Source organism: Rothia mucilaginosa, assembly GCF_049990865.1.
Lineage (GTDB): Bacteria > Actinomycetota > Actinomycetes > Actinomycetales > Micrococcaceae > Rothia > Rothia mucilaginosa_I.
The window spans coordinates 242,715-262,564 of sequence record NZ_CP188231.1; the positions used below are offsets into that span (position 1 = coordinate 242,715).

At 60.8% G+C, this 19,850-nt stretch carries 17 protein-coding genes and 4 tRNA genes; 15 read left to right on the top strand and 6 right to left on the bottom strand.

The genetic code is table 11. The features are described 5' to 3' along the window. The first annotated feature begins 86 nt into the window (after positions 1–86). Entirely contained in the window at positions 87–1,421 is a 1,335-nt protein-coding gene (locus ACP3RB_RS01025; protein WP_314604168.1) for an SseB family protein, read from the top strand. Between the two features lie 111 nt (positions 1,422–1,532). Here the strand turns inward: ACP3RB_RS01025 and ACP3RB_RS01030 are convergent, their stop codons facing one another. Beyond that, positions 1,533–2,123 (bottom strand): Fur family transcriptional regulator, encoded by a 591-nt coding sequence (locus ACP3RB_RS01030; protein WP_424826482.1) that lies wholly within the window; start codon positions 2,121–2,123, stop codon positions 1,533–1,535. A 194-nt stretch (positions 2,124–2,317) separates the two neighbouring features. On the opposite strand from ACP3RB_RS01030, the gene ACP3RB_RS01035 reads away from it, so the two are divergent. Together ACP3RB_RS01035 and htpX are read left to right on the top strand one after the other, a co-directional pair. Continuing rightward, positions 2,318–2,581, top strand: a complete 264-nt coding sequence (locus ACP3RB_RS01035; RefSeq protein WP_060824377.1) for a hypothetical protein — start codon at positions 2,318–2,320, stop codon at positions 2,579–2,581. 139 nt (positions 2,582–2,720) lie between these two features. Then, on the top strand, positions 2,721–3,605 hold the full coding sequence (gene htpX / locus ACP3RB_RS01040) for a zinc metalloprotease HtpX (RefSeq protein WP_060824378.1): 885 nt from the start codon (positions 2,721–2,723) through the stop codon (positions 3,603–3,605). Positions 3,606–3,870: 265 nt separating this feature from the next. Here htpX and ACP3RB_RS01045 read toward each other — a convergent pair whose 3' ends face one another. Continuing rightward, positions 3,871–4,362, bottom strand: coding sequence for a YajQ family cyclic di-GMP-binding protein (locus ACP3RB_RS01045; protein ID WP_005508322.1), 492 nt, complete (start codon positions 4,360–4,362; stop codon positions 3,871–3,873). A 141-nt stretch (positions 4,363–4,503) separates the two neighbouring features. On the opposite strand from ACP3RB_RS01045, the gene ACP3RB_RS01050 reads away from it, so the two are divergent. From ACP3RB_RS01050 to ACP3RB_RS01060, 3 genes are all read left to right on the top strand, one after another. Further along, positions 4,504–4,890, top strand: coding sequence for a hypothetical protein (locus tag ACP3RB_RS01050; RefSeq protein ID WP_426699202.1), 387 nt, complete (start codon positions 4,504–4,506; stop codon positions 4,888–4,890). A gap of 193 nt (positions 4,891–5,083) precedes the next feature. Further along, positions 5,084–5,165 (top strand) — tRNA-Tyr (locus ACP3RB_RS01055). Positions 5,166–5,527: 362 nt separating this feature from the next. After that, positions 5,528–5,905, top strand: a complete 378-nt coding sequence (locus ACP3RB_RS01060; RefSeq protein ID WP_426699203.1) for a thioredoxin family protein — start codon at positions 5,528–5,530, stop codon at positions 5,903–5,905. A 139-nt stretch (positions 5,906–6,044) separates the two neighbouring features. On the opposite strand, the gene ACP3RB_RS01065 is transcribed toward ACP3RB_RS01060, so the two are convergent. Next, complete coding sequence (locus ACP3RB_RS01065) at positions 6,045–7,319, bottom strand: DNA-3-methyladenine glycosylase family protein (protein WP_426699204.1); 1,275 nt, start codon at positions 7,317–7,319, stop codon at positions 6,045–6,047. A 234-nt stretch (positions 7,320–7,553) separates the two neighbouring features. On the opposite strand from ACP3RB_RS01065, the gene ACP3RB_RS01070 reads away from it, so the two are divergent. The 5 genes from ACP3RB_RS01070 to ACP3RB_RS01090 all read left to right on the top strand — a co-directional run bounded on the left by ACP3RB_RS01070 (position 7,554) and on the right by ACP3RB_RS01090 (position 12,845). Next, positions 7,554–9,398, top strand: coding sequence for a DUF2079 domain-containing protein (locus tag ACP3RB_RS01070; protein WP_311449362.1), 1,845 nt, complete (start codon positions 7,554–7,556; stop codon positions 9,396–9,398). A 659-nt stretch (positions 9,399–10,057) separates the two neighbouring features. Then, positions 10,058–12,271: a DEAD/DEAH box helicase gene (locus ACP3RB_RS01075; protein ID WP_426699205.1), complete on the top strand. Its 2,214-nt coding sequence runs from the start codon at positions 10,058–10,060 to the stop codon at positions 12,269–12,271. A gap of 317 nt (positions 12,272–12,588) precedes the next feature. After that, positions 12,589–12,660 (top strand) — tRNA-Thr (locus ACP3RB_RS01080). 38 nt (positions 12,661–12,698) lie between these two features. Next, a tRNA-Met gene (locus ACP3RB_RS01085) sits at positions 12,699–12,772 on the top strand. A 1-nt stretch (position 12,773) separates the two neighbouring features. Next, a tRNA-Thr gene (locus ACP3RB_RS01090) sits at positions 12,774–12,845 on the top strand. A 174-nt stretch (positions 12,846–13,019) separates the two neighbouring features. Here the strand turns inward: ACP3RB_RS01090 and ACP3RB_RS01095 are convergent. Beyond that, positions 13,020–14,021 carry an LLM class flavin-dependent oxidoreductase gene (locus tag ACP3RB_RS01095; RefSeq protein WP_426699206.1) on the bottom strand — a complete coding sequence of 334 codons (1,002 nt, stop codon included), beginning with the start codon at positions 14,019–14,021 and terminating at the stop codon, positions 13,020–13,022. 219 nt (positions 14,022–14,240) lie between these two features. On the opposite strand from ACP3RB_RS01095, the gene ACP3RB_RS01100 reads away from it, so the two are divergent. The 3 genes from ACP3RB_RS01100 (at position 14,241) to ACP3RB_RS01110 (ending at position 16,506) form a co-directional block, all read left to right on the top strand. Further along, complete coding sequence (locus ACP3RB_RS01100; protein ID WP_005504824.1) at positions 14,241–14,693, top strand: MaoC family dehydratase N-terminal domain-containing protein; 453 nt, start codon at positions 14,241–14,243, stop codon at positions 14,691–14,693. Next, complete coding sequence (locus ACP3RB_RS01105; protein WP_315339716.1) at positions 14,693–15,154, top strand: MaoC family dehydratase; 462 nt, start codon at positions 14,693–14,695, stop codon at positions 15,152–15,154. The genes ACP3RB_RS01100 and ACP3RB_RS01105 overlap by 1 nt, the downstream gene beginning before the upstream one ends. A 245-nt stretch (positions 15,155–15,399) precedes the next feature. Next, a complete protein-coding gene (locus ACP3RB_RS01110) occupies positions 15,400–16,506 on the top strand; it encodes a UDP-N-acetylmuramate dehydrogenase (protein WP_315339714.1) in 1,107 nt (368 codons plus the stop codon). Between the two features lie 118 nt (positions 16,507–16,624). Here ACP3RB_RS01110 and ACP3RB_RS01115 read toward each other — a convergent pair whose 3' ends face one another. Both ACP3RB_RS01115 and ACP3RB_RS01120 read right to left on the bottom strand, forming a co-directional pair. Beyond that, positions 16,625–17,584 (bottom strand): histidine kinase, encoded by a 960-nt coding sequence (locus ACP3RB_RS01115; RefSeq protein WP_311452700.1) that lies wholly within the window; start codon positions 17,582–17,584, stop codon positions 16,625–16,627. 132 nt (positions 17,585–17,716) lie between these two features. Continuing rightward, on the bottom strand, positions 17,717–19,144 hold the full coding sequence (locus ACP3RB_RS01120) for an MFS transporter (RefSeq protein WP_426699207.1): 1,428 nt from the start codon (positions 19,142–19,144) through the stop codon (positions 17,717–17,719). Positions 19,145–19,452: 308 nt separating this feature from the next. On the opposite strand from ACP3RB_RS01120, the gene ACP3RB_RS01125 reads away from it, so the two are divergent. Further along, on the top strand, positions 19,453–19,749 hold the full coding sequence (locus ACP3RB_RS01125; RefSeq protein ID WP_005504836.1) for a PGPGW domain-containing protein: 297 nt from the start codon (positions 19,453–19,455) through the stop codon (positions 19,747–19,749). Positions 19,750–19,850 lie beyond the last annotated feature (101 nt).

The window sequence follows — 19,850 nt, forward strand, 5'->3', positions numbered from 1 at the left end:
TTCTTCCGGCACCCTGTAAGCCGACACTACGACCGAACACGGATGCCTCCAGCCGCGCCGTATTCACACTCAAGGATGTATGAACTATGACTGAACCCCGCCTCCCCGAGACGAGTAGCCGCGCCGCGCGCATCCAGGACGCGCTGAACAACATTGGAAGCTGGCTGCTGGATGTCGTTAGTGTTGACCCCGGCTGGAGTGAAATGGTGCTGGACGTTAAACCTCTGGCAGGTCAGATTTTCGTGCGCGTGCGTGAATTCCGCGACGGTGAAGAGTTCATTGGCACCATCGGCCCGCTCAAGGACGGCTCGCCCATTATTGCTGAGGTCCGCAAGCTACAGCGCGCCGCCTACGACGGTAACCGCGGCACTTGGTTTACCGCCTCCATCGTGGTTGCGGCAACCGGCTGGCCCAACCCGCAGTTCAGCGTGGGTGCCTCCTATAACCGTGACGATGAGCCTGCAAGCTGGAAGAACGAAGGCACCCTGACCGCAACCGACGTGCGTGAGCACCTGGCTGAGTTCCCTCGCGATGCTTCGCGTATCCCGCAGTGGGCTCGTGAGCGTATGGAGGGGCGCGCCCGCCACTCTGCCGCCGCGACGCTGTCTTCGAGCGAGCATGAGATTCCGAACCCGTACCTGGTCGCCGCCCTGGAAACCTTCCGCAACGATGTGCAGGAGCGAACCCTCATTAACGTGGTTCGTACGATGCTCGGTGGTGACGTTCTGCTCGACGCTACCGGCTCCCTGCTCATTCCCTCCGAGACCGACCCGATGGGCCCCGACTCGGTGCTGACCCACCAGGTCATTCGCATGCCCGAGACCGGCATGCAGGCGCTGTGCGTGTTCTCTTCCTCCGAGCATATCGGTAAGAGCTACGTACGTCAGGAATCCGAGGGTGACGAGCTGATTCTGCGCGAACCGGCGATGAAGGTCTTCATTGACTTCCTCAGCAATGAGGCACTGGACCTGATTGTGGTTGACCCGGGCACCGATCACGAGTGCTACATTGAGCGCGCTCAGGTGCACTGGATTGTCACCTCTCCCCGCAATGACGGCGCGAAGATGGCGCTGGTGCAGGACAACATGCAGATGCTGCTCGGCTCGCTGGTGTCCCCGGCGTCCGTACTGCTGGTGGGCGTTGACCCGGCCGACCCGTCCGGCACCTCCTTCGTGTTTGACCCGGATGAGAACGGCAACCCGCAGAGCCTGCTGGTGTTCACCTCGCCCATTGAGATTGCGGCACTGGACCCGCATATTGAGGTGCGTTCGGCGAACGCTCTGGATATTCTGCGTTACGCCCTGGAGATTGGCGCACCGAGCGTGAAGGTGAACGCGATTAACCCGTCCACCGTGCTGACCGCGGCGCAGATTCGCGAGCTGCTGGAGATTGTGGGTTCGCAGCCCCATATGGGTGCCTAAGTTCCTGCTTCATATACCTTAAACCGTTGAGGCGGCGACACGAGTTGTGTCGCCGCCTCAACGGTTTTAAACGCTCATGACCGAGCCTGCCCGAATCCCCGGGCTATAGGGTTATGCCGCTAGGATGCGCGCTGCCGCTTCCTGCTGGGTGCGGGCGAGTGCCGCCTCCTGCTCGGTCTGGCAGTCCACGCACACGCCCTGATAGAGCACGTCTGCGCTGAAGAGCGCCATGCCGTGAAAATCGCTGGGGGTCAGGCAGGGCGCGGAGCCGACCGCGCAGTCCACGTCTTCGACCTTGCCGCAGCGTACGCAGAAGGCGTGGTGGTGGTTGTCACCCGTGCGGGTTTCGTAGAGGGCGGGGGTTCCCGGCGGCTCAAACTTGCGCAGTAGGTCGATATCGGTCAGGTCGGCAAGAATCACGTAGACCGACTGAACAGTGATGGCGGGGATGCGCTCGCGGACTGCCTGCACGATGGTGTCGGCGGTGGAGTGCGGGTGTTCCTGCACTGCGTGCAGTACGGCGAGGCGCTGCTTGGTGACGCGGCGGCCCTTGGCGCGCAGACCGGTGGTCCATGCTTCTTCGAGCTGTTCGGGGCTCATTGCGGAGAGCAGGGGCAGGCCGATGGTGTGGGCGCAGCCGGTATTGTGATGGTCTGGGTGCTGGGTCTTCTTCGTTTCGGAGGTTGTCTTTGCGTCGGTCATAGGTTTAAGTCTACACATTATTATGAGAAATTCATCATTATCTTATGAAAAACTCATAATAAGCCGGTGGGGCGTCCCTTTCATCCACTCTGTGGCACCCCTTCTCGCTCTGGCCTCGGGCGTGAAGAGATGCCGTACAATCAAAGAACCTAGAGTAACCCGCACCGGCGATCACCATCAAGGAGGATAGGGTCATGGTGTATGACTTCACAAACCCCATCTATATTCTGCTGATGATTCTGCTCTTTGGTGTGCCCATCGTGACCCCGGTGATTTACGGTCAGTACCGCAGTACTACCACCGGTTTTGATTTGGAGGGGCAGCTGATGCTCGGCCTGCTCTTCACCCTTTTCCTGGGTGCTTACGGCACGATTCTGCTGCTGGGTATTTTTCCGACTGCTACGGCGCAGGTGCTGGAACAGGTGCCCCTGGTGAATATTCCGGGCGCCATTCCCTGATCCTTCGTGCGCTTTTGGCATATGGGTGACGCTCTGGGTGAATCCGCGCGCCATAAGGTGCGCCGGCGGGTGCTTGCACGTATTCTATAGAGTCAAGTACACGCTGTACGCGCTGACCTATTTGCTCAGGAGGATACCCATGCACAGTCATAACAACGGACTGAAAACTGCCCTGTTGATGGGCTCCATGGTGGGCATGATGCTGCTCATCGGTGGTCTGCTTTCGGCGACCTTCCGCACCTCTTTTTTCATCTGGATTATGGGTCTGGTGAGTTTGGCTTCGGTCGCGTACACCTACTGGAACTCCGATAAGCTCGCCCTGCGCTCCATGAATGCGTACCCGGTCAGCCGTGAAGAGGTTCCGGTGCTTTACGACATTGTGGAGGAGCTGTCTTCCCGCGCGGGTCAGCCCATGCCCGCCCTCTACGTGGCACCGACCATGACCCCGAACGCGTTCGCAACCGGTCGTAACCCGCAGAATGCCGCGGTGTGCTGCACCGAGGGTATTCTGCAGCTGCTGGATGAGCGCGAGATGCGCGGCGTGCTCGGCCACGAGCTGATGCACGTGTACAACCGCGATATTCTGACCTCTTCGGTGGCGGCGGGCATCGCCTCCATTATCGGTACTGTTGCCCAGTTCCTTTCGTTTGGCGCGATGTTCGGTGGTTCCAACCGCGATGGTGAACGTTCGAACCCTCTCGCCATGTTCGTGGTTGCCATGCTGGCTCCCATTGCTACGCAGGTTATTCAGATGGCTATTAGCCGCACCCGCGAATTTGATGCCGACGAGGATGGCGCACGCCTGACCGGCGACCCGCTGGCTCTGGCTTCGGCACTGCACAAGCTGGAGAGTGGCGTGTCCATGTACCCGATGGACCCGAACAACCGCAACGCTGAGGCGGCGAGCGCCATGATGATTGCGAATCCCTTCGGTTCGCTGAAGGATATGCTCTCTACTCACCCGCCGATGGATCAGCGTATTGCGCGTCTGCAGCAGCAGGCTCGTGAGATGGGTCAGTACTAGGCCTTTTCTCGGCTGAACCATTCGGGCGCGCATGTGGCGCTGTGTGAAGTATTGCGCTGCATGAATATGGCGTTGCATGAAATATGACCCGGGGTGACGATTGTGACCCGCGATGACGGGTCGGCAGACAAAAAGTCTTCGGGGTGGCTACTGTGGAAGTAGCCACCCCGAAGACTTTTTGCATGAGGACTTTTGCGTTTCGGCTTCTAGTCGCCTCCCCTCACCCAGTGCGGGGCGGGGGAGGAGGGGCGAGCTTCGCCTGAGCTTAGCGGTAGTTGACGAACTGCAGGTCAACCTCAAGGTCGGCGGACTTGAGCATTGCAATGACTTCCTGCAGGTCATCGCGGGACTTGGAGGAGACGCGCAGCTCATCGCCCTGGATGTTTGCCTTCACGCCCTTGGGGCCCTCTTCGCGGATCATCTTGGAAATCTTCTTTGCCTGATCCTGCGCGATGCCTTCCTTGATGGAGCACTCGATGCGGGTTTCCTTACCGGATGCGTAGGGCTTGCCGGAGTCCAGGGACTTCAGGGAGATACCGCGCTTGACCAGCTTGGACTGGAAAACGTCGAGTACTGCCAGGGCGCGCTCTTCGGCGTTTGCCTTGATGAGGATCTTGTCGCCGGAGTAGTCGATTTCTGCACCAACGCCGCGGAAGTCGTAACGCTGGGAGATTTCCTTCTGCGCCTGGTGCAGCGCGTTGGAAACTTCCTGCTTGTCCACCTTGGACACAATGTCGAATGACGATTCGCTAGCCATGGGCTTTCCTTTCGTGAATGAGGTGCTACTGGCACCGGTTAGTACTAGCCTACCGGGTCGGGGCTCTTGTTCACAGCTAACTACCAGAATAACGGGCCTGTTTTACAGGCGTTACTAACCTAAAAAGAGGACAATAGAAATATGACCACTCCTAACCTGTCCGCAACGGACCTGCGCACGAGCGAGGAAGCTCGCGACCTGCAGACCCTCCTTTTCATCGACCTGCATACCTCTTTGGGTGCTGAGCCCGAGGGTATTCCTGAGGCGGAGCGTCTCAACGAATCTGATCGTCACGATATTCAGCTTGACCTGCATGAGGAAGATACTGAGCCTTCTCCCTTTGACGGTATCGGTATCACTCTGACGGAGCCTTCGCTGGTGGCACGTTTCCGCGGTGTTCGCCGTGACCTGGAACGTGAGATTGCCGGTGACATGTGCACTGTGGAGCAGGCGCGCCGCTACCTGGAGCACCTGGAGATTGTGCTTCTGCTGGAGCAGGATGGCGATACTCCTTCCCGCTCCTTCTAAAACTGCTGTAGGCGCTGGCTTTATTTACAGGCTTTATTCACGGCTTTACTTATAGGGTGAGAGCGCGGGCTGCGATAAATACAACCAGATATATAACCTTCGTCACAAAACCCTATGTGAAGTGTACAAGTTCCTAAAACTGCTGTAGAGTAGTCTCTGTTCGCTTGAGCGAGCAACTAGCACCTAGCTAGGCGGCAGGTTACCCGAGCGGCCAAAGGGGGCTGACTGTAAATCAGCTGGCACTGCCTACGGGGGTTCGAATCCCTCACCTGCCACAAATAGCCCGGTTACGAAAGTAACCGGGCTTTTGTGTATCTAAAACCAGTTTCACGGTGCCTCCCACTGTGGTCTTTCACCGCAACCGCCTTCTACGGTTGCGCTCGTATTTTCCCGATGCTCGCATCGGGATTTTCGTAAGGATGCTGTAGGTGGCCGCCCGGGGCTTCGGGAGCAGGGTAGAGCGCCTCCACCACCCGGCACGGAACCGTTCGCTGGATTAACCGCGACACGCCTAAAACCCGGCGGAACGTACCGCAGAAAGAACCAACTATGACGGCAAGTTGTCATATCTTTCACAATGTTTGAATCCCAGGGCGAACAATTCGCGATTAGGGTCTTGAGGGTGTAGCTTTATCTCATGGCTACTATTGAAATTACTCAGCAGAACCTGACTGCTACCGTCGAGAGCAACGACATCGTCTTCCTGGACTTCTGGGCAGATTGGTGCGGTCCCTGCAAGCAGTTCTCCCCCGTCTACGAGGCAGCTTCGGAGAAGCACAGCGACATTGTTTTCGGTAAGGTCGACACCGAGGACCAGGGCCAGCTTGCTCAGGCAGCAGGCATCACCTCCATCCCCACCATCATGGGCTTCCGTGGCGGTATCCTGGTTTACCAGCAGGCTGGCGCACTGCGTGAAGACCAGCTGGAGACCGTAATCGCTTCGATCCGTGAGCTCGACATGGACAAGGTCCGTGCAGAGATCGCAGCAGCAGAGGGCTCTGCAGAGAAGAGGTAAGCTCACCACCACAAAAGAGCTTGAACGGGGCGCACCCGCCGGCACAACCGGCAGGGGGCGCCCCGTACCCTTTTAAATCCGTCCCCTTTTAAAGCAGAGGCGCCCCGTACCCTTTTACTCTCGTGAGGGTGTAAGAGTGTTAGCGGTTGCGGTGATCCTCAATGCTCATGCGCGCCCCGTAGCGTTGCTTTGAGAAGCCCGAAGCGTGCATGAGCCGCACCAGACGCTGCCGATGCGGGCTGTAGGGTGCCAGCAGGGCGAGCATTCCCGCATCATCGGTGCGCTGACCTGTGAATAGCTCACCGATCGCGTGCGCCAGATGGTAGTCGCCCACGCTGATGGCGTCCGGGTGCCCGCACACGCGTTGCAGAGCCTCGGAAATGCTCCACGGGCCCACGCCGCGCACAGCGTGCAGGCTCCGCGCCAGTAGCGCGATGTCGCCTGTAGCCGCAATGTTTTTTAGAGACTCGGCGGAACGAGCGTAAGCGTACACGGCATCGTAGCGGCTTTTATCAACGCCCGCCCGATGCCAATCCCAGGTAGGAATCGTCGCCAGGGTCCGGGCGGTAGGGTAGACACGCATCCCTTCCGGCTGATGCCCCAACCCGGTCGAAGGGGCGGGGGAGCCGTACTTTCGCAGAACCCAGCCCAGGGTTCTGAACGCTTCGGTCTGGGTGATGCGCTGCTCCACAATGGCGTTGAGCATCTGCCGGTCCAGCTGCCCTGAGGCGCTGAGGCGGAGCCCCGGATTCTGCCGCCACGCCTGCTGAATACGCGGCGGAAGAGACTCAAAAGAAGATAGAGCGCCAAACTGCTCGGCGGGGTCGTGCAACCCCAGCCAGTACGTCATTTCCTGCGCTAACGCCTGAAGGTCGGCTCGCGCCCGCATCTGCTGATCAGCGGCACTATAAGAAACCCAGAGGCGAATACGCACCGGGCGCATCAGCAGACGATGAAGAGCGGCAAGACCCTCCGGAAGCTTAGCTGGCTGCGCCAACCGTTCGGCGTACAGCACCGCCGGGAACTCGTGAAACGGCGTGCGAGCTGTCAACCAGATTCTCTCGGCACCATCCGCACGGCTCAGTGCGCGATACGAAAGATCCTGAGCGCCGCGGCGTAGCGACCCCAACGTCTGCGCCAACTGCACCGGAACATGCGGCTCAATCACAACCTCGCACACCTCCGCACTCAGAGCGCCCGGAAGAGACGAAACAGCGGGGGAGAGAGTACGAATCTGAATGTGCGGTTCGTGAAAATCATCCGCAAGCGCCTGCGCATAGGGCACACCAGCTGCCGCCAAAGGATGCCGGATGCGCCGCGCATCCGCTGCCGGGCGGCTACCGGTAATCGCAACGCCGGGGGTTGCGCCGCTGGGGGTCGCGCCGCCGGGGGTTGAGGAAGGAAACGTACTCACCACACCAGTCTATGCGCCCAAACCGGGCGGCAACATTCGGGGTAGATATTTGAGGAATAAGATACAAAAAGTGCAGGAAGGGCAGGTATGCCACTAATGCGATACTCTAAAAGGTAGAGCGAGAACGAACGCCAACCCCGGCACGACAGCGGCGACGCGTTCCACCCGCTCACCGTTCCACCCGCTCACAAGGGCGCCTGTAGCCCGGATACACACCCCGAGAGAAGGACGCCTATGGCAGCGGAAGCACACGAAGTATCCTCGAAGACGGACGCACCTGAACAGAAGAGTCGCACCGCCACCAGTGCGGGCCGTACTCAGCGCGCCAAGAAACAGCCGCGTCAGTCCCTCACCGAGCGCGTCAAGAGCATCCGCCCCCTCGAACTACTACCCGGTCTGCTGCTTGCCGCCGCCGTCATGGCGTTGTACACCTACTACTCGCTGCAGCAGGTGAAGCACTGGATTACGCCCTCCTGGGACCTTGCGATTTTCACCCAGATGGCGCAGGCGTACGCGCACTTCTCCGTGCCCATCGTGCCCATTAAGGGACCCGACTTTAACCTCTGGGGTGACCACTTCCACCCGATTCTGGTGCTCCTGGGACCCTTTTACGCGCTGTTCCCATCGCCGACCACCCTGCTGGTGGTGCAGAACGCCCTGGTCGCTTTCGCAAGCTTCGCCATTGTGCGCTTCACCCAGCGTGCCTTCGCGCTCGCCCAAAAAACTGAAGATGCGCAGAAGAGCGACCCGGCGCAGAATGCTCAGTCCGCAAAACTTCAGGGCGTTATCCCGACCATCACCGGTCTGCTCCTCGGCGCCGGATTCGCCCTCAGCTTCGGCGTTCAGCAAGCTATCGCCGCCCAATTCCACGAAGTAGCCTTCGCCGTGCCTCTGCTCGCCATGAGCCTCGGCTACCTGGTGCTCGCCTCACGAGTGAGCGGCACCGAACGCGCACGCTACCTCGCCTACGCCTGCTGGTGGGCTCTACCCCTTGCCTTCGTCAAAGAAGATATGGGCATTACTGTCGCAGCCATCGGCCTGATTATCTTTATCCGCACCGGTTGGCTGAGCACCGCCGTCGACATTCTGATGCCGCGCCTCTCCGCAGGCACCCCCGCCCCCATGCGCACCCGCATGCAGCAGCTCTACTCCTCCTGGGCGCGCACCCCTGCCGTCGCCGAATCCACCCTGGTCATGATTTGGGGCGTCTTCTGGTCCGCCGTCGCTATCTACGTGATCCTGCCCTACTTCAATAGCGGCGGAAACTTCGACTACGCCGACAAGGTGAACTTCTCCGCAGCCCTGGGTGACCCCTTCGGTTCGGTGCTGCAGATGCTCAGCAATAACACCAAGCTGGCAACCCTCGGCCTGCTGCTCATTACCGGAGCGGTCCTCTGGGTGATTTCTCCTCTGGCGGCAATTGCCCTGCCGACCCTTGCATGGCGTCTGCTCTCCACCATGGAATCCTACTGGGCGAGCACCTGGCACTACTCGCTCGTGCTCATGCCCGTCGTCTTCCTCGCCCTGCTCGACGCTGTCATGCGGATACGCTACGACGTGGTTCCCGCAGCGATTCCGGTACGCTCGGCTGCGCGAGTAGCCGATAGCGCCCCCGCACAGGAACCTCAGAGCAACACTGAGCCCGGTCGCCTCACCGCCCTGGCACGCCGCATCCCCGTGTGGGCTCTACCCGCCGCGGCGCTCTTCCTTGCCGCATCCCCGATTTTCGTGCCCGGCTCCCAGCAACCCCTCGCATCCCTGGGTAATGCGCAGTTCACCGCCTCCGCGTTGACTACGACTGACCAGATGAAGCAGGACGCCGTGCAGAAGGTACCCGAAGGGGTGTCGGTTGCATCTGACCTGTCGATTCTGACCCAGCTGATTCCCGGCCGCACCGTCTACTGGATTGGCCACACCGGTGAGCCCGCACCCGATTACGTGGTCATTGACCGTAAGAGTAACTCCTGGGGCGGCAACCCGCCGACCAACGCCGCGCAGTACGCGGCTGACCGCTACGGCCACTCCTACGCGAAGTACGCGACCGTCGGCACGATTGATATTGTGCGACGGGTCGACTAGCCCCTCCTAGCCCCTCGGCTCAGCATCTTAATGAGCGCCCACCCCGCAATCGCTGGGGTGGGCGCTCGCCGTTAAGAGATGAGGTTTTAAGCACCTTTTTATAGCCTAGGTGGGCACCCTACTGTACACTGGATAGAACACGGGAACCCCCGATGAAGGTCTTGTGCGCACCCGGCACCCAAGGTGGTGCTGGAATTGTAGGTGCGCCGTACTCACCATCACCGATTGATACGCCCCATAAACTTGCGGTTCACACCGTACACGCGGGCTTCTCTTAACGATCTCTGGTCCAGCGTCTTTGCTGCGTCTGCTGTAACAGACACACCACCGCCGTAGAGCGGGAAGGCGAACCACCAGGAATACGTGACATTGCATGTGAGCATTACCCACCCTGTACACCCCTGAATCACAGGGACTACTGCGCGCCGAGCGTAGAGCACGAACAGGCGTGCGGATAATGTGCCGAGAAATTCAAGACCACCCCCAGCAAAGAGCCGCTACCCGCAGCATCCGCAGAACACCTCTGCAGAATGCGCCGGTAACGGAGGACCCCTGGACGCTCTACTCCCCAGGGGATGATGTGTGGCTGGGCCGTGAAGGGGACACCCGGTAAGCGCCGAAAAGCGTGCGCTATCCACCCCTACCGTATAGAGGAAAAATTGACTGAGAATACTGCTACCCCGGCCGAACTGAACGCCGAGGCAGAGACCGCTGTGACCACTGAGAACATCATCGAGAACACCGCAGAGAATATCGTTGAGAGCCCTGCTGTAGAAGCAGAAGAAACCACTGCAGAAGCACCCGCAGAAGAAACCGCGGCAGAAGAAACCGCCGAAAAGGCTGAAGAAGAGGGCGTACGCTTCACCGACCTGGGCCTGGACGCCCGCGTCCTGGCAGCCCTGGAAGAGGTGGGCTACGAGAAGCCGTCCCCCATCCAGGAACAGACCATCCCCCTGCTGCTTGAGGGCCACGACGTGGTTGGTCTGGCGCAGACCGGTACCGGTAAGACCGCAGCATTCGCGCTACCGGCACTGTCCCGCATGGCTGAACTCGCCGACGTCAACGGCGTCTCCCGTGATACCCAGGTCCTGGTCCTGGCACCCACCCGCGAGCTGGCTCTGCAGGTTGCAGAAGCCTTCTCCTCCTACGCAACCCACATGGAGGACTTCACCGTCCTGCCCATCTACGGTGGCTCCCCCTACGGCCCGCAGCTGGCCGGTCTGCGCCGCGGTGCGCAGGTCGTCGTCGGTACCCCCGGCCGCGTGATTGACCACCTGGAAAAGGGCTCCCTGGACCTGTCCAACCTGCAGTACCTGGTACTCGATGAGGCAGACGAAATGCTGCGCATGGGCTTCGCCGAAGACGTGGAAAAGATCCTCGAAGGCACCCCCGACAGCAAGCAGGTTGCGCTCTTCTCCGCAACCATGCCCAACTCGATCCGCAAGATCGCTCAGCAGTACCTGAACGACCCCGTCGAGATCCGCGTCAAGGCTAAGACCACCACCAGCGCAAACATTACCCAGCGCTACATGCAGGTCATGCACTCCCACAAGCTGGACGCAATGACCCGCGTGCTTGAGGTCGAGAACTACGACGGCATCATCGTCTTCGTGCGCACCAAGAAGGAAACCGAGGAAGTTGCCGACAAGCTGAAGGCACGCGGTTTCGCGGCGGCAGCGATTAACGGTGACATCCCCCAGCAGCTGCGTGAGCGTACCGTTGACGCCCTGCGTGACGGCCGCATCGACATCCTCGTGGCAACCGACGTGGCGGCACGCGGCCTGGACGTTGAGCGCATCTCCCTGGTCGTCAACTACGACATCCCCCACGACACCGAGTCCTACGTGCACCGCATCGGTCGTACCGGCCGTGCAGGTCGCGAAGGTGCCGCAATCCTCTTCGTCACCCCGCGTGAGAAGTACATGCTGCGTCAGATCGAGAAGGCAACCCGCCAGAAGGTCGAGCCGATGCACATGCCCACCGCAGAGGCAGTGAACGAGACCCGTAAGCAGCGCTTCGCACAGCAGATTACCGAGACCATCGAGTCTGAGGACCTGAGCTTCTTCCGCCAGATTATCGAGGACTACGAGAACGAGCACGACACTACCGCTGAGGACATTGCAGCTGCACTGGCTGTTATCGCCCAGCAGGGTCGCCCCTTCTTCCTTGATGAGAGCGAAGATATCGCCCACAAGTCTCGCCCCTTCTCCGACGATGATTCGGATCGCGGCGGCCGCAAGGCAAAGCGCGCGCATAACGACGAGGGCATGGTCAACTACAAGCTGAACGTTGGCCGTTCCTCCCGCGTGACCGCAGGCGCTATTGTGGGTGCACTGGCTAACGAGGGTGGCATTAAGGGCTCCCAGATTGGCTCCATCGACATTCGCCAGCACTTCACCATTGTTGGCCTGCCCGAGGACCTGCCCCGCGACTTCTTCGATCGCCTGCGCGACACCAAGATCGCTGGCGAGTTCATCAACATCCGTAAGGACAATGGTCCCAAGGGCGGCGGTGGCCGCGGCTTCGGTGGTGGCCGTCGTGAGGGCGGTTTCCGCGACTTCGATCGCCGCGAGGGTGGTCGTCGTGAAGGTGGTCGCCGCGAGGGTGGCTACCGCGGTAACCGTGACGGTGGCCGTGACTTCGGCGGTGACCGCGACTTCAAGCGCGGCGGCCGTGACTTCGGTGGCAAGCGCAATGACCGTGACTTCGGTGGTCGCGACTTCGGTGGCCGTGATAACCGCCGTGAGGGTGGCTACCGTGGCAACCGTGATGGTGGCCGTGACTTTGGCGGTCGCGATAACCGTCGCGAGGGCGGCTACCGCGGTAACCGTGACGGCGGTCGCGACTTCGGCGGTCGCGGCAAGCGCTACTAAGATTTCGGCTAAGCCTGGATTCGCGGTATGAGGGGCTTGCTGAGGCTATCGGCTAGCAGCCTTGTCTAGTAGCCTTGTCATCCGCATATGATTCAAAGACCGGCAGGGGAGTGATGAGCTCTCCTGCCGGTCTTTATGTATTTGTGTGTTGATGCGTTTGCATTAGCTGTTGCGGTGGCGCCTGGTCAATGCGATGGTGCCGGGGCAATGTTGGGCTCTCAGGCGGCAGCGTGAAGAACAACCAAACATAAATGTGGCATATGCCATAGCTTCTCCGCTTGCGAGCATTCGTGAAGACCTGTATAGTTTTACCTGTTGCCCCGATAGCTCAGTGGTAGAGCGCCATCTTGGTAAGATGGAGGTCCCGGGATCGATTCCCGGTCGGGGCTCTCTCATTAATTCATGCGAGAGCACGTATTAATGATGTGGCGGTGTAGCTCAGCTGGTTAGAGCGCACGACTCATAATCGTGAGGTCGACGGATCGAGCCCGTCCACCGCTACGCCCCGATAGCTCAGTGGTAGAGCGCCATCTTGGTAAGATGGAGGTCCCGGGATCGATTCCCGGTCGGGGCTCAGATAAGCCTGTCTCTTCGGAGGCAGGCTTTTTTGTTTGCCTAATGTGTGGGCCCCAAGCCCGGTCTGCAAGTGCCCGGCGCACGGCTCGACGCCTGGTAGAAGAGCATGCCGGGTAGAGCAAAGCCCCCGAGAAAAACTCGGGGGCTTCGTCTTTATGCTCTGATCAAAGCGTTAGGAAGCGCGGCGCACCACCGGCAGCTGGGACAGCAGCTCGTAGGAGCGCAGGCGGTCCTCGTGCTCCCACGCCTCGGTCATGACGATGAGCTCGTCAGCGCCCGTGCGCGCCACCAGGTCCTCAATACGAGCCTGAGCGGTGGCGGGGGAGCCTACGATGGCTTCGGCGGTCATGCGTTCAATGTGCATCTTCTCCGCGTCGGTCCAGACGGCGTCCATATCTTCCACAGGAGGTGCGAAAGACAGATTGCCGCGCACCACGCCCAGGAAATGCTGCTGCTGGGTCGTGTACAGGTAGCGTGCGCGTTCGTCGGTATCGGCGAGCATTGCGGTCGCACCCACCATGACGTAGGGCTGCTCCAGGTGTTCCGAGGGCTTGAAGTTCGCGCGGTAGGTGTCCACCGCCTCCTGCAGCATTGCGGGCGCAAAATGCGAAGCGAATGCGTAGGGCAGGCCCAGCTGTGCGGCAAGCTGTGCACCAAACAGGGAAGAACCCAGAATGTACATAGGCACCTTCGAGCCCTGACCGGGAATGGCGTGCACGCGGTGCATGGGGGAGGGCTCGCCCAGGAAACGCTGCAGCTGCTGCACCTCGGCGGGGAAGCTCATGGCGGCAGAATCGTCGCGGCGCAGAGCGGCGGCGGTCATCGGGTCGGTGCCGGGCGCACGGCCCACACCCAGGTCAATACGGCCGGGGTGGAACGCGTTGAGGGTACCGAACTGCTCAGCCACCACGTAGGGTGCGTGGTTGGGGAGCATGATGCCGCCCGAACCCACGCGAATACGCTCGGTTGCGGCGGCAATCTCCGCCATGACCACGACGGTCGCAGAGGACAGCAGGGAACCGGCATTGTGGTGCTCGGCGACCCAGAAACGCTCGTAGCCGTAGGACTCAGCCGCGCGGGCGGCATCGATGGTGTTGAGCATGGTCTGGTGCTGACTCTGATCGGGGCGGTGCGGCATCAGGTCAAGTACCGAAATTTTTACGTTGGAAGACATAACTTTTCCTTCTTGATAGATTGCGAGTACCCGTTCAGACTACGCCTGCTCAGACTGTAAGGGAAGGGGTGCGCGTGCTGCCTTCGCTAACAGGTAAAAATGCGACGAAATACTTCAGAGCTGCACGCTGGTTGCCTGCATGCCGGTTACTTGCACAGTGTTCTGTCCACTCTGTGCGTTCGAGCTGAACACTGTGCACAAGAGCGGTAGACTGAAATCATGAGCATTAACCCTGAGATTGTGGGCAGGGTCTACCCGTCCGAGAACACCTACGTTGTCGGTCGTGAAAAGATCCGCGAATTTGCCCGAGCAGTTCACGCAGAAAACCCCCTCCACCACGACGTTGAGGCAGCCCGCGCGGCAGGGTACGCAGATGTGATTGCCCCGCCGACCTTCGCCATTATCCTGGCGCAGGCAGCTGACGCGGCACTCATCAACGACGATTCCGCCGGTATTGATTTCTCCCGCGTGGTGCACGCCGACCAGCGCTTCACTCATCACCGCCCCATCGTTGCCGGTGATGAGCTGCGCACCGAAGTTCACGTGGACTCCGTGCGCGTGATGGGTGCCGGCGCAATGCTGACCACCCGCGAAGAAATCGTTGACGCGCAGGGCGAGCCGGTCACCACCTGCATTTCTTCCCTGCTGGTTCGTGCTGAGGAGGAGAACTAATGGTGCGTTTTGAAGATCTTGAAAAGGGTCGGGAGATCGGTTCGCGTACCGTGGAGCTCTCCCGCGCTTCGCTGGTGCGTTACGCTGGCGCATCCGGTGACTTCAACCCGATTCACTGGAACGAGCGTTTCGCTCAGTCTGTGGGCCTGTCCGGCGTGATTGCTCACGGCATGCTGACCATGGGCACCGCCGTGCAGCTCGTGAGCGACTGGGTGGGTGACCCCGGTGCGATTGTGGACTACCAGACTCGATTCACCAAGCCCGTTCCCGTAGCGGATGCGCCCGGCGGCGAAAACCCCGACGCCCCCACGAACGCCCTGACCATCAGCGGCAAGGTGGGCGCCCTGAATGAGGAAGAGCGCACCGCCCGCATTGACCTGACCGTCACCGCTCGTGATGAGGAAGGCAAGGAGCAGAAGGTTCTGATGAAGAGCCAGGCTGTGGTTCGTTTCTCGGCATAGAGCTTCTGCGTGTGCGGATAACTGCGTAAAAGCAACAGCGTGAAAGCCCTGGGGCTACCCGATGCGGTGGTGCCGGGGCTTTTGTGCGCTCGGCTGTGTACTCGGATGCGCGCTCGCCGGCGGGTGGTGGTGCTTCTTCTTTGTGGGAGGAGCACCGGAAAATGAAGGCAAAATCACCATAAGGTTTTCGTGACTTTAACGTGTGGCGGGTGTTGACCCCGCACAACGACCGGTATTCTTAACCTATGACTGAAAAGCTGTTGAGCGAACTGACCACCGCCCAGGTAGGCGGCCCCGCCAAGACCTACGTCCGTGCTACCTCCGAGGCAGAAATCATCGAGGCGGTCTCCGCTGCAGACGCCGCAGGCGAACCCGTCCTCATCGTGGGTGGCGGCTCCAACCTCCTAGTTTCCGACGAAGGCTTCAACGGAACCGTCGTGCACATCGCCTCCGAAGGCGTAGAGGTTCTGCCCATCCCCGCATGCGGCGGCGCGAACGTGCGCGTGCAGGCGGGCACCATCTGGGACGACTTCGTGAAGCTCAGCATCGAGAATGAATGGGTTGGCCCCGCGGCTCTCTCCGGCATTCCCGGCACCGTGGGTGCAACCCCCGTGCAGAACGTCGGCGCATACGGCGTTGAGGTGGGCGAGTTCATCGCCTCCGTACGCACCTGGGACCGCGAAAAGAACACTCGGAAGACCTTCGCGAGCGCAGACCTGCGCTTCGGCTACCGCGACTCGGTACTCAAGCGCGCAACCGTCAACGGCTCGCCCCGCTACGTGGTGCTGACCGTTGATTTCCAGTTCACGCTCGGTAGCCTGTCCTCCCCGATTCGTTACGCTGAGCTGGCGAAGAGCCTGGGCGTTGAGCCCGGTCAGCGCGCCGAATCCGCACTGGTACGCGAAAAGGTGTTGGAGCTGCGCGGCTCCAAGGGCATGGTGCTCAACCCCGAGGACCGTGACACTTTCTCCACCGGTTCCTTCTTCACCAACCCGATTGTTCCGCGTTCTACTCTGGAGTCTCTGCCCGAGGGCGCCCCGAACTTCCCGGTGGTTGTGAAGACTTCCCCGTTCACCGCGGGTGTCGAGGACCCTGATCACGTGAAGCTTTCGGCTGCTTGGCTGATTCAGCATGCAGGCTTCGATAAGGGCTTCGGTCTGGAGGGTGAGTCCCGCGAGATTGCTCAGGGCCGTGCAAGCCTGTCGACCAAGCACACCCTGGCCATTACGAACCGCGGCGGCGCCTCCGCCGAGGATATCTTCGCGATTGCCCGCGCCGTGCGTGACGGCGTGCGCAAGCGTTTCGGTGTGACCCTGGTTCCCGAGCCTGTCGTGGTCAACGGCGAAATCTAGATTCTCAACTTCTCGCCTTTCGTAGCGTGAGGACGCATAGAATAAACACTTCAGAATAAACGCTTCGGGCGGTCTCTTCATCGGGAGACCGCCCGAAGCGTTGTATTGACCCGCTGAGCTAGTGGCGAGGCGAAGAGACGCGCGCCTGCCCCGGCAGGTACGGCCTGCGCTTGGGCGCTGTGCGCGTTGCTGCCAGGGGAGCGGCGGGTAGGTGCTCCATCAACACCTGAACCGCCAGGGGAAGCTTCTGCGGCGGGCTGGGGGCGTGGAAAATCGGCTTATGGCGCGTGGGCCGGTAGGGGTAGTATTCCGCGTCCTCGCTGTGGGACCAGACAAGGTTGCCGAACTCGCCGGGGACGGGGGAGAGCACGTTGGCGTAGTAGGCGCGTGCCTGCAGGTCGGTGCGCTCGGAGGCGCCGGTAGATACGCCGCCGGGTACCCGGTCCTGCTCGATGATGAGGGCGCGGACCATGCCGCCTACGGTGCTGACCGCGTTCACGTGCAGGGCGAGCAGGTCCCCGTCCTTGTGATCGACCTGTACCTGCCCGTCCGCGAGGATTCGGGTGTCCATTGTGATACTGCTGGCGATTCCTTCGCAGAGGGCGCGGATGAGTGCCATGCGTGCCGGGTAGAGGTCTGCGATATCCCAGCCGATGAGGGCGGGCGCGGCGGAATTGCCCGCGTATTCCGCGCGGGATTCGTAGGAGGCGACGTCCACGTAGCCGCGGGCGATGGGCTCGCGGTCGTAGGGGCGGCCGTCGCGCTGCTCCCAGAAGCTGAGGGCGGTTGCGGTAAAGACAGCCTGGCCGTCGCGTACGACGACGCTGAGCGTAAAGTCCTGCGGGTAGCCGTTTTTGGTGCGTGGGCGCAGGGTGATTGCGCGGGTGTCTTCGTTGAATTCCTCGGGCCAGTCCAGGTAGTAGCTCATTTTTGCCCCGTCGCCACGGTGCACGGTGAGTTCGCCCGGCAGCAGCATGGCTTCGGGCACGCCGCCGGCGCGTTCTGCGGCGTAGTGTTCGCTCACGGGCCAGGGGCTGAACTCTGTGCGGTAGAGGTTGGAGAGGAAGGAATCGAGCATAGAACGTATCCTCTCATAGTTTGAGGTTGTGGTGCATGGTTAGAGGGCTTAAATGACAAATGAGCTGTCCCTTCTGGCTACTCGGAAAGAGCGTTCAGAAGGGACAGCTCATCGTGTAGGGTGGGCGACTCGTTAGAGAGATTCGCCGCGGCGTTCAGGCAACAGGAACACGGTGGTTGCCGCTACCAGGAACGCGGTGGAGAAGAGCGTAAAGAGCAGCGGGGTTCCACCGAATGCGACCAGCGGCGGCACAATGAGCGGTGCCGCGATGGAGGCGATACGACCAATACCGGCGGCGGCACCGGTGCCGGTTCCGCGCAGGTGGGTCGGGAAGATCTCCGGGCTCAGGGCGTAGAGGGCACCCCACGCACCGAGGTTGAAGAAGGAGAGCATGCAGCCGGCGAGGATAATGAATACCTCGGCGTGCGCCATACCGTAGCCAGCCGCCGCCAGTGCAGAGCCGAGCAGGAAGGCCGCCAGGGTTGCGCGTCGACCCCACTTTTCGATGAGGTAGGCGGCGACCGCGTAGCCGGGCAGCTGGGCGAGGGTCATAATGAGCGTGAACGCGAAGGACTTCACGAGGCTGAAGCCCTGGGCGTTCAGCAGCGCCGGAATCCAGATGAACGCGCCGTAGTAGGAGAGGTTGATGCAGAACCAGATGACGCACAGGGCGATGGTCTTGCGGCGCTGACCGGCAGCCCAGATCGAGTGGATCTTCGCGGATTCTGCGTTGTCGGCGCTTTCTGCCGCGCCATGTACGGAAACGTCTTCGGTCTGCTTCTTGTCGGTTCGGGAGAAGAGCGCGGGGGAGGCCTCGAAACGTTCAACAATCTGGCGTGCCTGATCGTGCTTGCCGACCGACTCCAGGAAACGCACCGATTCGGGGGTTCCCATACGGATTACGAGCGAGTAGATGGCGGGAATCAGGCCGATGGCAAGTGCCCAGCGCCAGCCGTTCGCCTGCGGAACGATGAAGGTGCCGATGAGAGCGGCGAGGATCCAGCCCAGAGCCCAGAAAGCCTCCAGGGCGACCACGACGCGGCCGCGAATAGCGCGCGGCGAGAACTCAGAAATCAGGGTGGATGCCACGGGAAGTTCCGCTCCCAGACCCAGACCGACCAGGAAACGGAAGACGAGCAGCACGCCCAGGGAGGTTGCCAGGGCGGAGGCGCCAGTCGCCAGACCGTACACCAGCAGGGTGAGGGCGAAGATGTAGCGGCGGCCGAGCTTATCGGCGAGTAGACCGCCGAAGGTTGCGCCGAGCGCCATGCCTACGAATCCGATGGAGCCGAGCCAGGAGGCTTCGGTGGGGCTGAGCTGCCATTCCTTGATGAGTGCTGCCATGACGAAGGAGATGAGGCCGACGTCCATGGCGTCTAGAGCCCAGCCGAGACCCGAGATGCCCAGGAGCTTGCCGTGGGCGCGGGTGAAGGGCAGGTTTTCGAGGCGTTCGTTGAGAGTCGGTGCGGCATTGCGTTCAGCAGCGGGTGCAGAGGTGCCAGCGGGCGCAGCAGCGTTGGTGCGGAGTGAGTCCGTCGATGCGGGACGTGAGGAGGACACGGTGGTGGGTCGCTTCCTTAGTGTTTAGGCGTAGTGCCGGGTGAATTGGTCCTTTACAGTGTATAAAGGTACTTTCGACTTGAACACCATTGAAACGAAAAAATTTTAAAGATGACGGAAAAATCTCATCATGAAGAAATCTTTCACAGCCGCAACCCAGCTGTGAATGCTATTCTCTAACCACCGCCGCCCGGTGAAACTCACCTACGGCACGTTTGGAAGGACCACCCCTGAAAACCATTGAAGATGAAGTCAAAGAAAGCGAGACCAGCCGCTTTCACCGCTGGCTCGAAGCCCGCAAGGAGCGCATGCACGCGCATCCGGTCATGCGTCATCTCTACAAGCCCCTCGTCATCGGCGTGGGCGCCTTCTGCTTTATCGCCGGACTGATTATGCTCGTCACCCCCGGCCCCGGCTGGCTGTTCATCTTTATCGGCCTGGGCATTTGGGGTACCGAATTCACCTGGGCACGCCGCGCCAATATTTTCATGAAGCACGTGGTGCTCACCGCCTGGTACCGCTACCGCGCCTGGCGACAGCAACGCAAGGAACGCAAAGCTGCACGCAAAGCAGAACGTAAGGCGGCCGCCGCAAACCAGCGCTAACCCAGCTCTCATTAACCCGGTCCGCGCAAGATATACGCAGACACAAAAGCCCTCGCTCCCATCCGATAAGAATGGTAGCGAGGGTTTTTGTTATAGCTTGT

Bases quoted from the DNA above. Each gene is read 5' to 3' on its own strand.
- ACP3RB_RS01050 (WP_426699202.1), top strand. From the start codon at position 4,504: ATGACCACTCCTAACCTGTCCGCAACGGACCTGCGCACGAGCGAGGAA.
- ACP3RB_RS01125 (WP_005504836.1), top strand. From the start codon at position 19,453: ATGCACGCGCATCCGGTCATGCGTCATCTCTACAAGCCCCTCGTCATC.
- ACP3RB_RS01030 (WP_424826482.1), bottom strand. From the start codon at position 2,123: ATGACCGACGCAAAGACAACCTCCGAAACGAAGAAGACCCAGCACCCA.
- ACP3RB_RS01105 (WP_315339716.1), top strand. From the start codon at position 14,693: ATGGTGCGTTTTGAAGATCTTGAAAAGGGTCGGGAGATCGGTTCGCGT.
- ACP3RB_RS01095 (WP_426699206.1), bottom strand. From the start codon at position 14,021: ATGTCTTCCAACGTAAAAATTTCGGTACTTGACCTGATGCCGCACCGC.
- ACP3RB_RS01070 (WP_311449362.1), top strand. From the start codon at position 7,554: ATGGCAGCGGAAGCACACGAAGTATCCTCGAAGACGGACGCACCTGAA.
- ACP3RB_RS01025 (WP_314604168.1), top strand. From the start codon at position 87: ATGACTGAACCCCGCCTCCCCGAGACGAGTAGCCGCGCCGCGCGCATC.
- ACP3RB_RS01035 (WP_060824377.1), top strand. From the start codon at position 2,318: ATGGTGTATGACTTCACAAACCCCATCTATATTCTGCTGATGATTCTG.
- ACP3RB_RS01110 (WP_315339714.1), top strand. From the start codon at position 15,400: ATGACTGAAAAGCTGTTGAGCGAACTGACCACCGCCCAGGTAGGCGGC.
- ACP3RB_RS01115 (WP_311452700.1), bottom strand. From the start codon at position 17,584: ATGCTCGATTCCTTCCTCTCCAACCTCTACCGCACAGAGTTCAGCCCC.
- htpX (WP_060824378.1), top strand. From the start codon at position 2,721: ATGCACAGTCATAACAACGGACTGAAAACTGCCCTGTTGATGGGCTCC.
- ACP3RB_RS01060 (WP_426699203.1), top strand. From the start codon at position 5,528: ATGGCTACTATTGAAATTACTCAGCAGAACCTGACTGCTACCGTCGAG.
- ACP3RB_RS01045 (WP_005508322.1), bottom strand. From the start codon at position 4,362: ATGGCTAGCGAATCGTCATTCGACATTGTGTCCAAGGTGGACAAGCAG.
- ACP3RB_RS01100 (WP_005504824.1), top strand. From the start codon at position 14,241: ATGAGCATTAACCCTGAGATTGTGGGCAGGGTCTACCCGTCCGAGAAC.